Annotated in this window: 14 protein-coding genes; 6 read left to right on the top strand and 8 right to left on the bottom strand. The window is 72.1% G+C overall.

The window, feature by feature from the left end; all coding sequences use genetic code 11:
- The 6 genes from ON36_RS12075 to ON36_RS12050 all read right to left on the bottom strand — a co-directional run.
- A partial coding sequence (locus ON36_RS12075) for a type I polyketide synthase (protein WP_245558047.1) occupies positions 1–3,135 on the bottom strand: 3,135 nt, incomplete at its 3' end.
- A 31-nt stretch (positions 3,136–3,166) separates the two neighbouring features.
- Entirely contained in the window at positions 3,167–3,772 is a 606-nt protein-coding gene (locus tag ON36_RS12070) for an SGNH/GDSL hydrolase family protein (RefSeq protein ID WP_043651443.1), read from the bottom strand.
- Positions 3,769–5,016, bottom strand: coding sequence for an NAD(P)/FAD-dependent oxidoreductase (locus tag ON36_RS12065; RefSeq protein WP_043651440.1), 1,248 nt, complete (start codon positions 5,014–5,016; stop codon positions 3,769–3,771). The genes ON36_RS12070 and ON36_RS12065 overlap by 4 nt, the downstream gene beginning before the upstream one ends.
- Positions 5,017–5,160: 144 nt before the next feature.
- Positions 5,161–6,825: an AMP-dependent synthetase/ligase gene (locus tag ON36_RS12060; RefSeq protein WP_043651436.1), complete on the bottom strand. Its 1,665-nt coding sequence runs from the start codon at positions 6,823–6,825 to the stop codon at positions 5,161–5,163.
- 88 nt (positions 6,826–6,913) lie between these two features.
- Positions 6,914–7,846, bottom strand: coding sequence for a LysR family transcriptional regulator (locus ON36_RS12055; RefSeq protein ID WP_043651434.1), 933 nt, complete (start codon positions 7,844–7,846; stop codon positions 6,914–6,916).
- 105 nt (positions 7,847–7,951) lie between these two features.
- Entirely contained in the window at positions 7,952–9,313 is a 1,362-nt protein-coding gene (locus ON36_RS12050) for a lipase family protein (RefSeq protein ID WP_043651432.1), read from the bottom strand.
- Between the two features lie 452 nt (positions 9,314–9,765).
- On the opposite strand from ON36_RS12050, the gene ON36_RS12045 reads away from it, so the two are divergent.
- The 4 genes from ON36_RS12045 (at position 9,766) to ON36_RS12030 (ending at position 11,912) form a co-directional block, all read left to right on the top strand.
- Complete coding sequence (locus ON36_RS12045; protein ID WP_043651430.1) at positions 9,766–10,017, top strand: hypothetical protein; 252 nt, start codon at positions 9,766–9,768, stop codon at positions 10,015–10,017.
- 84 nt (positions 10,018–10,101) lie between these two features.
- Positions 10,102–10,611, top strand: coding sequence for a DUF2599 domain-containing protein (locus ON36_RS12040; RefSeq protein ID WP_043651428.1), 510 nt, complete (start codon positions 10,102–10,104; stop codon positions 10,609–10,611).
- Between the two features lie 31 nt (positions 10,612–10,642).
- Positions 10,643–11,299, top strand: a complete 657-nt coding sequence (locus tag ON36_RS12035) for an NAD(P)H-binding protein (RefSeq protein ID WP_043651426.1) — start codon at positions 10,643–10,645, stop codon at positions 11,297–11,299.
- Positions 11,300–11,645: 346 nt separating this feature from the next.
- Complete coding sequence (locus tag ON36_RS12030; protein ID WP_043651423.1) at positions 11,646–11,912, top strand: hypothetical protein; 267 nt, start codon at positions 11,646–11,648, stop codon at positions 11,910–11,912.
- A gap of 137 nt (positions 11,913–12,049) precedes the next feature.
- Here ON36_RS12030 and ON36_RS12025 read toward each other — a convergent pair whose 3' ends face one another.
- Together ON36_RS12025 and ON36_RS12020 are read right to left on the bottom strand one after the other, a co-directional pair.
- Positions 12,050–12,937 (bottom strand): Sco1979 family transcriptional regulator, encoded by an 888-nt coding sequence (locus tag ON36_RS12025; protein ID WP_043651505.1) that lies wholly within the window; start codon positions 12,935–12,937, stop codon positions 12,050–12,052.
- Between the two features lie 87 nt (positions 12,938–13,024).
- Positions 13,025–13,258 carry a DUF397 domain-containing protein gene (locus ON36_RS12020; RefSeq protein ID WP_052313897.1) on the bottom strand — a complete coding sequence of 78 codons (234 nt, stop codon included), beginning with the start codon at positions 13,256–13,258 and terminating at the stop codon, positions 13,025–13,027.
- A 282-nt stretch (positions 13,259–13,540) separates the two neighbouring features.
- On the opposite strand from ON36_RS12020, the gene ON36_RS12015 reads away from it, so the two are divergent.
- Positions 13,541–13,741: a hypothetical protein gene (locus ON36_RS12015; RefSeq protein WP_043651419.1), complete on the top strand. Its 201-nt coding sequence runs from the start codon at positions 13,541–13,543 to the stop codon at positions 13,739–13,741.
- A gap of 114 nt (positions 13,742–13,855) precedes the next feature.
- Positions 13,856–15,112 carry an aminotransferase class V-fold PLP-dependent enzyme gene (locus tag ON36_RS12010; protein ID WP_083885080.1) on the top strand — a complete coding sequence of 419 codons (1,257 nt, stop codon included), beginning with the start codon at positions 13,856–13,858 and terminating at the stop codon, positions 15,110–15,112.
- Positions 15,113–15,129 lie beyond the last annotated feature (17 nt).

The following is a 15,129-nucleotide window of genomic DNA, read 5'->3' as shown; positions in this document are numbered from 1 at the left end:
CACCGTGCCGTTGCCGGCACCCGTCGCGTCCACGCCCGAACCGTGCGCGGCCGGCAGAGGCGCCGCCGACTGCGCGGGTGCACCGGCGATGGTTCCGGGCGAGACCGCGGCGGCGCCGACACCGTGGAACGTCCCGGCGGGCCGGGTGCCCTCGGCGGGGACGCGCGCACCGGCGCCCGCCCCTGCGGTGTTCTCGAGCCCGGTGGTGGCGCCGGCGGCGGCGGGCGGAACCGGCGCACCGGCGGCGGGACGAGCGGACGTGGTCACGGGTTCCTCCACGAGAGTGCCCACGGTGGGCGCGGATTCGGGCGCGTGCACGCGGTAGCCGTCGGCGAGCGCGGCCGCGTGGGCCGCGCGCCGGGTCTCGGGCACGTATTCGGGCGCCGACAGGGTGACCGTCATCGCCGGCTTGCGGGCCGGGGCGACGGACGGCGCGGCGGCGTAGCGGTTGATGCCGCGGATGTCGAAGCCGAGGACCGCCAAGCGCACCGCGGCCCGCTTGAGCGCGACGTCGCTGTTGCCGATGGGTCCGGAGTCGGTAGGGATCGCGATGACGTCGTCACCGAGGGTGCGCCGCACCAGCGAGGTCAGCACCTGTTTGGGGCCGAACTCGACGAAGACGGTGCACCCGTCGGCGGCCAGCGCCCGCAGGCCGTCGACGAATTCGACGGGGTTGCTCAGCTGGGCGGTCAGCGTCGCGCGGTTGCCTTCGACGTCGTCGCTGTAGACCGACCCCGCGGTGTTGGCGTGGACCGGGGCGCTCGGCGCGCCGATGACCGTCCCGGCCACCGCGGCGGCGAAGGTGTCGACCGCGTGGGCGACATAGGGGGTGTGGAAGGCGCCGGACACCGGGAGTTCCCGTGTCGCCCAGCCCTTCTCCGCGCCGAGAGCGACGACGCGGGCGATCCCGGCGCGGCCGCCGCCGACGACCACCTGGTCGGGGGCGTTGTGGTTGCAGATCCACACGTCGTCGAGGTCGGCGACCAGCGCGGCGACCGACTCGCGGTCGGCGCCGACGGCGACCATGGTGCCCGCGTCGGTGTCCTCGGGCACGCTCATGGCCGCGCCGCGGGCGCGCGCCAGCCGGTGGAAGTCCGGACCGCTCACCGCGCCCGCCGCCCACAGTGCGGTGAGCTCACCGAAGCTGTGGCCGAGGAACCCGGCGGGGCGCAGGCCGAAGTCGGCCAGCACCCGGAACTGCCCGGCGGCCAGCGCGCCGATCGCAGGCTGCGCGAATTCGGTGCGGCGCAGCGTGTTCTCCTGCTCGGCCCTGGCCTCGTCGGTGAAGGCGGGCGGCGGGAACACCACCGCGCCGAGGCGCCGAGGCGCCCCCGCGAAGGCGGCGTTGGCGGCGTCGAACGCGGCGCCGACCGGCGGGTTGTTCAGGGCGGCGTCGGCGCCCATGTCGACGTACTGGCTGCCCTGACCGGCGAACAGCGCCGCGATCCGGCGCCGCGGCAGCGCGCCTGCCCGGAAGTACACGCCCTCGGGGTGGTCCCAGGCCGTCGCCTCGGGGGCGCGGACCAGTTCGTCGACCACGAGCTCGCGCAGGTGCTCGGCGGCGTCGTCGTCCACGGACACGAACCCGACCCGGGCATGGTGCTCGGGGATGTCGCCGCCGTCACCGGGCTCGGTGCTGCGCACGACGTCGATGAGACCGGCCACGTCGGGGGCGTGCCACAGGTGCGCGCGGGGCACCCGGTGCAGCAGGCGGACCGCGTCGCGGTCGCCGTCGGCCTCTTCCAGGACGAGGTGGAAGTTGGTGCCGCCGAAGCCCATCGCCGACGCGGCGGCGCGGCGCACGGGCCGCTCGGGGTCGAGGATCCACGGCCGGGTGCGGGTGTTGACGTAGTACGGGGCGCCGTCGGTGGCGATCTCGGCGTTGGGCGCGTCGACGTTGATCGTGCCCGGCAGCACCTTCTGGTGCAGCGCGAGCGCCAGCTTCATCACGCTCGCGGTGCCCGCGGCGCCCTTGGTGTGCCCGATCTGGGACTTGACCGAGCCGAGGGCGGCGAAGGAGGTCTCGTCGCTGGCCTCTGCCAGCAGGCCCTTGAGCGCGGTGAGCTCGGTCTTGTCGCCGACCGCGGTGCCGGTGGCGTGCGCCTCGATGAGTTCCACACCCGCGGGCGAGCACTCGGCGTCGGCGTAGGCGCGGTCCAGCGCGATGCGCTGGCCTTCGGCGCGCGGGGCGTAGATGCTCTTGGAGCGGCCGTCGCTCGAGGAGCCGAGGCCGCGGATGACGGCGTAGATCCGGTTGCCGTCGCGGCGGGCGTCGGCCAGGCGGCGCAGCGCCAGCATCGTGATGCCCTCGCCGAGCAGCGTGCCGTTGGCCTGGTCGGAGAACGGGCTGATCCGGCCGGTGGGCGACAGCGCGCCGACCTTGCTGAAGCACAGGTAGATGAAGATCGTGTTCTCGGTGTCGACACCGCCGGTGATCATCATGTCCGCGCGGCCGTCCTGCAGTTCGGCGATCGCGGTGCGGATGGCGGCCAGCGACGCCGCGCAGGCCGCGTCGACGGTGCAGTTCATCCCGCCGAGGCCGAGCCGGTTGGCGACCCGCCCCGCGACCACGTTGGCCAGCAGGCCCGGGAAGGAGTTCTCCTCCCAGGGCGCGAACGCCGAGACGAACCGGTCGGCGATGGCGTCGGCGTCGGCGTCGGTCAGCCCGACCGAGCGCGCGGCCTCCTTGAGCACGGGAGTCGACAGGCGCGCGGCCAGGGGGTGCATGAGCGGCACGGGACCGGTCGTACCGAGGACGACGCCGGTGCGGGTCGGGTCGTACCACGCCGAGCCGGTGGCGCCGGCGTCGGCGAGCAGGTCGCGGGCCACGCCGAGGCTCAGGGTCTGCATCGTCGAGGTGACCTCGAGCTGGTTGGGCGGCAGCCCGAATTCCAGGGGGTCGAAATCGATGTCGGGGAGGAAGGCGCCCCGGTTCGAGTAGGTCTTGTCCGGTACGGCCGGATCGGGGTCGTAGTGGTCGGTCAGGCTCCAGCGTGACTCGGGCACCTCCGTGGTGCAGTCGGCGCCGTCGATGATGTTCTGCCAGTACTCGCGGTGACTGCGTGCGTCGGGCAGCAGGCCCGACATCCCGACGATGGCGATCGGGTCGCGTGCCAGGCGTCTGTCGTCCGTCACGGAAATTCCTCTCGAACCGGGGCGGGTCGCGCTAGGCGGCGACCGTGGTGGCGGTGGTGGACGCGATGAGTTCGGCCGCGGCGGCGGCGAACAGGCGGTGGCCCAAAGGACTCGGGTGCAGACCGTCGGCGGTCCACACCTCGGCCCGCTCCCATTCGGGGCGGGCGTCGATGTCGAGCAGCAGGGTCCCGGTGGCGGCGCTGACCCGGGACAGGACGTCGTTGGCTTCGGCGAACCGGTCGCGCAGCAGTGCCCGGAAGCCGTCCGGCACGGGCAGCCGGGCCGGGATGTCGGGGTAGCCTGCCGTGAACACGGTGGCCCGCTGCTGCGCGAGGGTGCCGAAGAGGGTGGCGAGGTTGTCGGCGAAGCGGACGGGGTCGTAGTCGCTGACGAGGTCGTTGACGCCGACCACCACGCCGTAGAGGGCGGCCCGGCCGCTCGTGGCCCGCCCGAGCTGGCCGTTCAGGACCGCGGCCGTGGTCGCGCCGTGGGTGCCCAGGTTGCGCACCGCGGCGGGCCGCAGCCCGAGCTGGCCGCTCAACCGGGAGACCCAGCCGCGATAGCCGCCCGCCGGGGCCGGGTCGCCCCGGCCCTCGACGAAGCTGTCGCCGAGCGCGACCAGGCCGCCCGTGATCACGCCCGCACCCCGTCGTTGACGAGGTGGCGGTCGGCGACCGGGAAGTCGATCTCCTCGTAGAGCTCGGTGAGTTCCTGCTCGCCGAAGAACTTGTCCGGCGGGTACAGGCCCGCGATGAGGCCGAAGAACTTCTTGGAGTAGTGCTCGCTGCGGCTGGCCGCCCGGAACACCGAGTCGTAGTACGGGCTCAGGCTCAGATCGGCGATGTTCTGGGTGAGCTCGAAGGTGCTGGCGCTCTGGGCGTCGCGCTCGCGCTGGTACTCGGCCAGGGTCTCGGTGAACGGCCGTCCGCCGCCGAGGGTCTCGCCGGCCAGGTCGGCCAGCAGCTGGGCGTACTTGAAGGCGTCGGTGATGCCCCAGCCGGTGAACGGGTCCTTGTGGTAGCCGGCGTCGCCGACCAGGGCCCAGCCCGGACCGAAGGACTGCCGGCGGTAGTTGTCCGGGTAGAGCATCGGGCGCCACGGCTCGGCGCGGGTGCCCTCGCGCAGGCGCGCGCCGATCTCGGGGTCGATCTGGTCGAAGATCTCCTGCACGCCCGCGTCCGGGTCGGTGCGGAAGTCACGGAACCGGTCGCGCCTGCGCATGACCGCGACCAGGGCGAGGCCGTCGTTGGTCGGCCAGCTGGCGAACTGCTGCTCCCCGAACCCGGTGCGGTGGTGCATGCCGATGTCGAGGCCGTCGAAGTAGGAGTAGTAGATGAAGCAGCCCGCGGGCGAGCCCTCGTACACCGGGGCACCGACCTCCTTGGCCACCAGGGAGTTCGCGCCGTCGGCGCCGACCACCAGCCGCGCGGAGAAGTCCTGCTCGGCGCCCTCGCCGACGCGACCGCGGACACCGGTGACGGCGTCGCCGTCGCGCAGCAGGCCGGTGACGGTGAAGTTCTCGATCACCTCGGCGCCTGCGTCGCCCGCGGCGTCGACCAGGATCTTGTCCAGCACGGTGCGCCGGGGGCAGTACACGGCGTCGATGCCGTCGGGCGACGGGTCGGCCATGCCGCGGATGTCGATGTCGGTGTAGGTGAAGTTGAGGTGGCGGATCGCGGGCACGCCGGTCGCGATCACCGTGTCGAGCAGGCCCCAGGTCTTCAGCAGGCTCAGGCCGGCCTGGTGGACGTAGTGGGTCGAGGGGGTGTCGCTGGGAAAGCTCGCGCGGTCCACCGCGAGCACCCGAAATCCCTTCCGCGCCAGCAGCATCGCCAGTGGCGCCCCGGAAACACGAGTTCCGACAACGATGACGTCGTACATGGTGTGATCACTTCCGTGTAGTCGGATTTTCGAATTCGAGTCTGTCGCCGGGTCAATTCGGCAACCACCGCGTGGCACCGCATTTCATCGGCCGATCGGTCCCGGCTATCGTCGGGAACAAGGGTGCGGCTATTGCCGCGGAATTCACGTGCGGGAAAGGTAGAGCTGCTCGATATCGGCGGAATAGGCGTCGGCGATCGCGGCCCGGCGCAGTTTCAGCGACGAGGTCAGCAGGCCGGTGTCGACGGTGAAATCCCCGTCCACGATGCGGAATGCGCGAATGGACTCCGCCCGCGAGACCAGCGAATTCGCGTCGTCGATCGCGGCCTGCACGGCGGTGGCCGGGTCGGTGCCGGGGTGCTCGGCGCGCCACCGCCGCGCCGCGGCGGCGTCGAGGGTCACCAGGGCGGTGACGAAGGGCCGGTCGTCACCGACGACCATGCAGTTGCTCACCAGCGGGTGCAGCCGGACGCGGTCCTCGAGCGGGGTGGGCGCGACGTTCTTGCCGCCGGAGGTGACCAGGATCTCCTTCTTGCGTCCGGTGATCCGCAGGTGGCCGTCGTCGAGTTCGCCGAGGTCGCCGGTGTGCAGCCAGCCCTGCTCGTCGACGGGGCGCTGGTCGGCGGCCGCGCCCCAGTAGCCGGGCGAGACGTGCGGGCCGCGCACGAGCACCTCGCCGTCGGGCGCGATGCCGACCTCGGTGCCGGGGATCGGCCTGCCGACGGTGCCCAGGCGGTTGGTCTCCGGCGCGCTCACGGTGACCGCCGTGGCCGCCTCGGTCAGGCCGTAGCAGTTGAGCACGACCACGCCGAAGCCCGCGTAGAACGCGGCGGTGGTGTCGTCGAGCGACGCGCCGCCGGAGATGACATGGCGCAACCGCCCGCCGAGGGCGCCGGCGACCGGGTGGGTCGAGACCTGCGGGACCGCGCCGTCCTCGGCCAGCACGTCGAAGCCGCGGGTGACCGCCTCGGCCTCCTCCTTCTCGTCGAGGAGGGTGCGGGTGTACTTGCGGATCTTCTCCAGCGCGTACGGGATCAGCGGCAGGAAGGTCGGCCGGAGCCGGGCCAGCGCGGGCACCAGGTCGGGGACGCCGGGCAGCAGGTGGGTGCGGGTACCCCCGTAGAGGCAGGCGAACAGGATGGTCTGGCCGAACACGTGCGACAGCGGCAGCGCCAGCACCGTGGTCCCGTCGAAGACGGTGCCGGTCTGGCGGACGGTGTTGGCCGCGGTGACGTACATGTTGCGGTGGGAGATCATGCAGCCCTTGGACAGACCCGTCGTGCCGCTGGTGTAGACGATCATGGCCAGGTCGTCGGCGGCCACCTCGGCGATCCGCGCGTCGAGCGCGGGGTCGACCGGCCCGGCCGACCACTCGGCGACGCGGTCGAACAGCCAGGCGTCCCCGGCGCCGCCCGCGCGCAGGCGGGCCGCGTCCTCGGCGGTCTCGGCGGCGGCGAAGGCGGCGCCGCTGTCGCTGATCAGGTGGGCGATCTGGGCGGGCGAGGAGGTCGGGTAGACCGGGACGAGCACGGCGCCGACGGCCAGGGCCGCGACGTCGAGGATCGCCCATTCGAGGCCGGTGCGCCCCAGCACCGCGATCCGGTCGCCCGCGGCCACCCCCTCGGCGAGCAGGGCCGAGGCGACGGCGCGCACCCGCGTGTCGAGGTCTCCGGTGGTGAGCTGGATGCCGTCGGCGCCGCACAGCGACGGGCGGGCGGGTTCCCGCCGGGCCGCGGCGGCGACGATCTCGTACAAACTCGCGGTATCGGTCGGGACGAATCCGTTGGCGGTGGCTGAAACCGTGTTCACACCGAGAAATTCTGGTCCGGCCGTACCGTTGTGGACCCGGCTCGGCAGCCGGTTCCTACCGTGCGAATGATTTGGCCTATCGCCCTTTTCAGGCGCTCAGCGCCCGGGCATCATCGAGTCGTGCCGATTCGTCGGATTCGATGCAGTCGAGGAACAGCGATACCGCCGGATTCGTTTCCTCCGCCCGCCACACCGCGTGCAGATCCAGTGCCGGGACGGGATCGAACAATTTCACCGCGACCGAACTGCTCCCCGGCGCGCCCATTCCCATGGAAATGGCGCGCGGCAGCGAGGCGAAACCGACGAGGGAGCGCACCGACACCATGTGCGCGGTCGCTCCCGGGTCGTCGGCGGTGTGGGTGACGTTGAGGGCGATCCGGGTCTCGGCCGCCGAGCGGAGCAGGGTGTCGTACATGGCCGGGCACTGGTCCCGGTCGAACAGCACGCACTCCTGCCCCTGTAGCTCGGCGAACGGGACCCCGGGCCGATCGGCCCAGCGATGCCTGCGCCCGACCACCGCCACCAGCGGCACCCGGTGCAGCAGCCGCCGGTACCGGAACTGCGCGGTGCTGGGGTGCCCGTAGACCAGGGCCAGGTCGAGGGATCCGTCGGTCAGCGCGGCCAGCTGGGGGCCGGTGCGCTTCTCCCACAGCGACACCATGATGTCGGGATGCCGCTCGGTCATCCTGGCCAGCGCGCCGGGCAGCACGTGCCTGCTGGCGGGCAGGTTGTAACCGATGTTGAGGCTGCCCGCCCTGCCCTCGGCCGTCGCCTTGGCCGCGCGGGCCGCGCGGTCGAGCTGGGCGACGATCTGGCGGGCCTGGATCTCGAACTCCCGGCCGGCCGGGGTCAGGCGCACCTCGTGGGAGTTGCGCGCGACCAGCTGGACGCCGAGGGATCGTTCCAGCTTCTGCAGCTGGGCGGACAGGCTGGGTTGGGTCAGATGGAGGCGCTGCGCTGCGCGACCGAAATGCAACTCTTCGGCAATGGTGATGAACGAGACCAGGTGCCGGAACTCCATGGGGCCGCTCCTTCCGCGTGCCACCCACGCTAACGCCGTCGCATAACCGCCGATGAATCCCGGCCGCCGCGTAACCACCGGGGGCGTTGCCGGAGGGTGAACATCTCAGCACTCACCGGCGGCCGGGATGCCCCGCAGCCGTTCGTCGAGCCAGGCGACCGCGCCCGGATAGCCCGTGGCCGCGCCGATCAGATGCTCCCCCAGGACCTCCCGGTACACCGCCGTGACGCCCAGCCCGCACTGCTCCTGGTAGAGCCGCCGTGCGCCCTCGGCCGGGATCCAGAACTCCTGGGCGCCATTGTAGATGTAGAGCGGTGTGCCCGAGGCCATTCCGGGCATGCGGGTGATGTCGTAGATCTGTTCGGCGAGCTCGGAGCGCAGCGGATCGACGATGTTGGACCCGACGTCGATCGGCAGCAGCAGCACGCCGGGGACCGCGAAGGTGTCGGCGCACTCGTCCTTCATCAGCGAGGCCACCCACTGGGCCAAGTGGTTCATCGCGGCCAGGATCTCGGTGCGCTCGCGGCCGATGGCGAAGGTGGCCGCCATGAAGATGCCCGACGCGAGGTTGGCGTTCATGCTGCGGCTCAGGATCTCGTAGTCGGCCGGGACGCCGCCCAGCGCCGCGCCCGCGATCACCTCCGCGAGTTCGGGGGCGTAGGAACCGATGAGCTTGACCGCGCCGTGGGTGGCGATGGCCCCGCCGGAGTAGCCGGTCATGGCGAAGCGGCTCGTCGCGTACTCCTGGGGCGCGAAGCCGCGGACCGCGCGGATGCTGTCGAGCACGGCGTGCCCGGCCACGTACGGTTCGGCGTAGGCCATGTACGGGCCCTCGTGGTCCGGGACCAGCACGGCGTAGCCGCGCAGGGTGGCCAGTTGCGTTGTCGGCGGAAAGAACTCGGCCAGGCTCGTGTCGGTGTGCAGGCCGTGGGCGAAGGTGTAGCCGGGCGTGCAGGTGCGGCCGAGCCCATCGATGGGCAGGTTGTCGACCACCACGGGCCGGTCGCCCGGGCCGGTCCAGGCCGTGGCGGGCACGACCAGGGTCGCGGTGGCGAAGGACGGCTGGCCGTAGGCGCCGCTCGTGCGATATTTCAGCAGCACCACCCGCTCGACCGGGACCAGAACCAGCGGCGCCGCGGTCGCGGTGACGTCGCGGACCTCGATCACCTCCCCCGGCGCGTAGTCGTCGAGCCCGTCGGGCCAGGCGTCGAAGAAGGCGTCACCGACCGGGGAGGGCAGCACCGCCGCCCGCAGCGCGGCCAGCCCGGCGTCGTCGAGTTCGGCGAGGCCCGCCGCGGGCGCGGCGGCGGGGGTGGGCGCGGGGGCGGGGATCACCTGGTCGATCCACTGCTGGAGTTCGGGCAGGAAGCCGGGCGAACCCGGCAGGGGGATCGGCGGCTGGGCGGCGGCGGTGCCGGCGGGCACCAGCAGGATCAGGGCACAGAGGAGGACACGCAGACACGTCATGGCACACGCCTTCGGGTGACAACGAGCAGGAGCCCGACGCGATGTCGCCTGCGGTAGTTCGAGTTCCGCGGTAAGCCCCCGAGCGCACCTGCGCCAGATCTGTCACGGTACGGCTCCGCCGCGTCCCGTTCGGCCGCTATGACCGAGTCGTGTGCCGACCGCGTCCGTTTCGCAACAACACCCCGGCGGTCCGTGCGCGCCCGTCGGCGCGCGACGGGGTAGGGTGCCACAGGACCCGCGGAGATCGTGCGCGGACACGATCCGGGGGTCACCGGCTTGTCGCGGCCTCCCGGTCACGCGGACCGCACGGTTTGTTCTCGTCACGGCACCGGCTCCGACCAGCTGTGACATGTCCACACGCACGCGCGAACGGGCTCGGCACCGGTCGCGTCGTCCCTAGGCTGTCGAGCACGCGGGATGCCGACGCCGACGCCTGCCGAGAGGAGCAGACCATGCTGTTCACCGAGGGAGCCGCCCCCAGCGCCCCGATCACCCATGGCCTGCCCGAGCAGACGACCCGCCGCATCACCGTGCGGTTCCCCGGTACCACCGCGCAGGAACACCTGGTGCTGCACTACGCGGCCACCGCGGCCGAGGCCTGGGAGTTCACCTCCGCCGCGGTCGCGGCCGGGCTCGACGTCACCGTCGACGGCCTCGTCGACGCCGCGCTACGCCGCCTGCCGTGCCGGTCGCTGTGGCGCTGACCGGCGCCGATGCGGCCGGGCCCGCGCGCGGCTAAGGTCGGCTGCGGGCCGGATCGGCCCGCAGGCGGAGGAAGGGACGAGGGCGTGCGACACGGAGTTGCCCTGCGGTGTCTCCCCCTCGCCGCGGCCGCGCTGGCGCTCACCGCCTGCGCCGGGGACGACGCCCCCACGGCGGCCCCCGCGCTTCCGACCACCACCGGCCCGGCGCCGACCACCGTCCGGCCGCCGGTCACCCTCGCACCGCGGACCCTCACCCCGGTCACCACCACCCCTGATCCCTATCTCGGACTCCCCCTCGTCGACCACCTGAGCTGGACCACCAACGAGGACGGCCCCCGCCTCCAGGTCTTCCCGACCGAGGCGGGCCGCTACACCAAGGCTCCCGGCACCGACGAGCTCGCCTGGCGCGAGATCCTGGCCCGTGACCCCGGCGCCGACACTCCGGGGATGCGCGATCAGTTCGTCTGCCACTGGGTGTGGGCCAGGATGGTCCAGCCCGACAAGCCGAGCTGGAATCTCGAACCGTGGCGTCCCGATGTCGGCTACCAGGCCACGGTGCAGGCGAACTGCAATCCCGGCGGCCCCGAACGCTGAGTCCGCCATCCCGGCAGGAAGGACCCATCCCATGCGCATCGTCGTCGCAGGCGGTCACGGCAAGATCGCCCTCCGGCTCGCCCGCCTGCTCACCGCCGCGGGCGATCAGGTGCACGCGCTCGTCCGCGACCCGGCCCAGGCGCCGGACGTGCAGGCCACCGGCGCGGTGCCGGTGATCTACGACCTCGAACACGGGTCGGCGGCCGATCTCGCCGCCGCGGTCGCCGGCTCGGACGCGGTGGTCTTCGCCGCGGGCGCGGGACCGGGCAGCGGCGCGGCCCGCAAGTACACCGTCGACCGCGACGGCGCGATCCGGCTCGCCGAAGCCGCCCAGAGCGCCGGGGTGCGGCGTATCGTGCAGATCTCCACCGTCGGCGCGGGCAGCCCGGTGCCACCGGGCCGCGACGAGTCGTGGGTGGCCTACATCGACGCCAAGACCCAGGCCGAGGACGACCTGCGGGCGCGTCCACTCGACTGGACGATCCTGCGGCCCGGCGCGCTGACCGACGCCGACGGCAACAGCAGGGTCACGCTCGCGGCGCCGCCGGTGCCGCGCTCGGACGTCACGCGGGCGGACGTGGCCGCGGTCGTCGCGGCGATCCTGCCCGCGCGCAACACCTTTCAGCGCGTGCTGGAACTGCGCGACGGGCCGGTCCCGATTCCCGAGGCCGTTGCCGCGGTTAAATAGCCGGAAATTAACCCGCGCAGGCCAATTCGGCGCGGTAAACGCCCCTCTCCCGCCCGGCCGGGCGGCCCGCGGGTAACTCCGCGCCCATTACCGCCGGTCACGGCGCCCTTTTCTGCGGCATACCCTAAACACGCTGGCACGGCCCGGGATTCGCCACCCCGAAGCCGTGAAATCGTGCGCATCGAGACGACATCGATCGTGCAGATGTGCTTGCATCTGAAAGGTGGACCGTCCTAAACTCGGGGCCGCAACACAATTCAGGGGACAGTCAGGGGAGGCCGCGAGCGGCACACCCGGGGCTACAGTTGCCACGGGTTTGCCACTGCCTAACGTCAGGGGCACTCACATGAATCAGATCACCGGCCGGCTCGGTCTCGCCGAGCGCACCACGGGCACCCACCCGCTCGGTACCGACCACACCACGCGCTATTCGCGCGAAACCGCCGTCGCGTTCGTCATCGACGCCGTGGAATCCACCGGCGCCGCGACCCGCAACGACTTCGACATCGACCGCATCGTCACCACGGCCCACGAGCTGGCCGACGACTGGGATCTGCAGACGCTCGCGCCCGACACCTTCTGGCGCATCGCGGCCGGCTGCATCCGATATTGATCACCGCCGCGGCGGCCCGCAGACGCAGCGCCCACCCCGCGCAGCGCCGGGACCCTCGCGGATCCGTTCCCGCTACGGCGCACCGTGACCCGGTGGCGCCGTAGCCGTCTGTGCCGAGCCGACCACGCGGCCGGGGCTCAGGCCCGTTCGGCGTAGCGGGTCAGCAGGTCCCGCGACTGGTCGGGGCGCAGCGCCTGGACGCTGACGCGGTCCATCACCGACAGGTACAGCGCCAGATCCTGCGGGCGCTCCAGGTAGAGCGCGCTGCTGAGCTGTTCGAGGTAGACGATGTCGGGCAGCTGCGGCTCCGGGAAGCGCAGGATGCTGAAGGCGCTGCCCGCCGCGGCGACCGCGCCCGCGGTGTAGGGCAGCACCTGGATGGTGACGTGCGGCAGCTGCGCCATCTTCACCAGGTGCTGGAGCTGTTCGCTGTGCACCTCCGGGCCGCCGACCGGGCGGTGCAGCACGGCTTCGTCGATCACGGCCCAGATCACCGGCGGCTGCGCGCGGTGCAGGATCTCCTGACGGCGGCTGCGGATCTCCACGCGCCGTTCGGTGTCGGCGCTGTCGCCGCCGAGGCCGATGATGGCGTGGGCGTACGCGTCGGTCTGCAGCAGGCCGGGCACCAGCTGGTTCTCGTAGGTACGGATCTGGCTGGCGGCCTGCTCCAGGCCGAGATAGGTGCTGAACCAGCTCGGCAGCAGATCGCTGTAGCGCTGCCACCATCCCGGTTCGTTGGCCTGGCGTGCCAGCTCGAAGAACTGGGCACGCTCGGCCTCGTCGATCACCCCGTAGAGGGTGAGCAGATCGCGGATGTCGCGTTCCTTGAACCCGGTACGACCGAGCTCGAGCCGGCTGATCTTCGCGTGCGAGCCACGGATGTGTTCCCCCGCGGCCTCGCGGGTGATGCCTTTGCCCTCACGTAGCTTGCGCAGCTGTCCGCCCAGTGCGATCCGCAGGACGGTAGGGCCGCGGTCCGGGGTGAGGGACTCTGCGCGACCGTAATCGGCGGGTTCAGCGATCATCGACATCTCGTCTTTCGGCGTTCGGGGGAACTACCACACCGACGCTCAGCCGGGGCCGCGCGCCGTACCGATCACCGATCCTACCGATCAGACCACCAGGTAGTCGAACTCTCCGGCCTTCGCGCCGCGCAGAAACGCATCGATCTCCGGGCGTGTGTAGTAGATGATCGATCCTTCGGGTTCGCGCGAGTTGCGCACCGCGACACGGCCGTCACCGGTCGGGGCCACCTCGACACAGTTTCCGCTGGGGTTGCTGAAGGTGCTCTTGCGCCAGGCGTAAGTACCCTGGCGCGGGTCCTGTTCACGCTGCACTGCGGGCATATCCGACTTCCCTTCCGGGCATGGGTTGATCACGGGGGATGCTGCAGATGCACACACAAACGTTCTTGCATCTGCACTGACGGCCAGGACCCTAACACGCTTTCGTTACATGCGCGCCGGTCGGTTTCGTCCGTCCGGTTACATCCGACCGACCTGTACGAAAGTGACGTCCAGTCCCCTGAATCCGTAAGGCGCGCAATGGTCCTCGCCGGTCTCCCGGACCCGTCGACACGTCCGGATGTGCTTGCATCTGCAAGGGCATTCTCCGTAGACTCGGCCTCGATGAGCACCTCCTTCCGACCCTCGCCACCGGCCGGTTCCTCCGCGCTGACGCCGGCGGTCGGCTCGTGTACCGACGAGCCCGCCGGGCTCACCTACCGGCAGGCCAGGGAGATCCTGCGGGGCCACGACAGCCACGGCCCCGGCTGCCGCCAGTGGCTGGTGGCCGCCGCCTACCTCTCCGCGGGTCTCGACGACGAGTAGCCACCACCCGGCCCGCCCGGCGGACGCGAAAACCGTTGTCCGCGAGGCAAAGCCTTCCCCGGTGCGTATCGTGGAGCACAGGACACGCACGCCGCCTGGGAAGGGAGCGTCGAGGTGCACCCTGTCCGGCCCGAGATCGTCCCGGCCGTCGTGGCCGCCGTGCCCCGGCACGTCCCGACCGCCGTCCCCGCCACCGTGCGCGACCGGTTCCCCGGGCTCGCCGACCCCTCGGTCGTCTACCTCGACAGCGCCGCAACCACCCAGAAGCCCGACACCGTCATCGCGGCCGTCACCGACTACCACCGCAGGCACACCGCCAACCCCGGCCGCGGAACCTACTCCTGGGCAACGACTCTCAGCGCCCGGATCGCCGCGATCCGCAGCCGGACCGCCGCGTTCGTCGGCGCCGGGCATCCCGACGAGATCGTCTTCACCGCCGGCGCGACCGCCGCGCTCAACGCGGTCGCCCTCGCCTGGGGCCTGACCGCGCTCGCCGACGGCGACGAGATCCTCTACAGCCCGGCCGATCACGCCGCCAACGTGCTGCCCTGGGAGCACCTGCGCGACACCCTGGCCCGATTCGGGCGCCGGATCGCGCTGCGGCCCTACCGGGTCACCGGTGCGGGCGAGGCCGACACCGACCACATCGCCGAGCTGGCAGGCCCGCGCACCCGCCTGATCACCGTGAGCCACCTGCACCACGTCTACGGCGGGCTCAGCACCCTCGAGGAACTGCGCGGCCGGCTGGATCCGGGCGTGCTGCTGTGCTTCGACTGCAGCCAGAGCGGCGGACACCTGCCGGTCGACGTCACCGCCCTCGGCGCCGACTTCGCGGTGTTCGCCGGGCACAAGATGTTCGGCGCACCCGGCACCGGCGTCCTGTACTGCCGACGCCGCGTGCACGGCGCGCTGCGGCCGTTCCTGCCCGGCGGGCACACCGGCACCCGCATGCCCGAACTGCTCGAGGGCGGCACCTACAACGTGCCCGGCATCCTCTCGCTGGCCCCGGCGCTCGACCTGCTCGACGAACTCGACCTCACCGCCGTCGCGGCGCACAACCGCGACCTGACCCTGCGCCTGATCGAGGGGCTGCGCCGGATCCCCGGCGTGCGCTTCCTGCCCGGCCCCGCGGGCGCGGGCTGCGCGGTCGGCTACGGGATCGTCTCCTTCACCCTCGACGGGATCACCGCCACCGACCTGGGATTCGTGCTCGCCGAACACGGCTTCCTGGTCCGCACCGGGGCACACTGCGTGCCCGGCGCCGACGAGTCCGCGGGCTCGGTCCGGGTGAGCACCCACGTCTACACCACACCCGACGAGATCGACCGATTCCTGACCTGTCTGCGCCGGATCGCGGCGCAGCTGCGCTGACCCCCTGTCCCGCCGAC

The sequence above is a fragment of the Nocardia thailandica NBRC 100428 genome (genome assembly GCF_000308795.1).
GTDB lineage: Bacteria > Actinomycetota > Actinomycetes > Mycobacteriales > Mycobacteriaceae > Nocardia > Nocardia thailandica.
This window is presented reverse-complemented; position numbering and strand designations above follow the sequence as displayed.

Coding starts and splice junctions, on each gene's coding strand:
- ON36_RS12055 (WP_043651434.1), bottom strand. CDS start 7,846: ATGGAGTTCCGGCACCTGGTCTCGTTCATCACCATTGCCGAAGAGTTG.
- ON36_RS12020 (WP_052313897.1), bottom strand. CDS start 13,258: ATGCCCGCAGTGCAGCGTGAACAGGACCCGCGCCAGGGTACTTACGCC.
- ON36_RS12030 (WP_043651423.1), top strand. CDS start 11,646: ATGAATCAGATCACCGGCCGGCTCGGTCTCGCCGAGCGCACCACGGGC.
- ON36_RS12065 (WP_043651440.1), bottom strand. CDS start 5,016: ATGTACGACGTCATCGTTGTCGGAACTCGTGTTTCCGGGGCGCCACTG.
- ON36_RS12050 (WP_043651432.1), bottom strand. CDS start 9,313: ATGACGTGTCTGCGTGTCCTCCTCTGTGCCCTGATCCTGCTGGTGCCC.
- ON36_RS12045 (WP_043651430.1), top strand. CDS start 9,766: ATGCTGTTCACCGAGGGAGCCGCCCCCAGCGCCCCGATCACCCATGGC.
- ON36_RS12035 (WP_043651426.1), top strand. CDS start 10,643: ATGCGCATCGTCGTCGCAGGCGGTCACGGCAAGATCGCCCTCCGGCTC.
- ON36_RS12015 (WP_043651419.1), top strand. CDS start 13,541: ATGAGCACCTCCTTCCGACCCTCGCCACCGGCCGGTTCCTCCGCGCTG.
- ON36_RS12025 (WP_043651505.1), bottom strand. CDS start 12,937: ATGATCGCTGAACCCGCCGATTACGGTCGCGCAGAGTCCCTCACCCCG.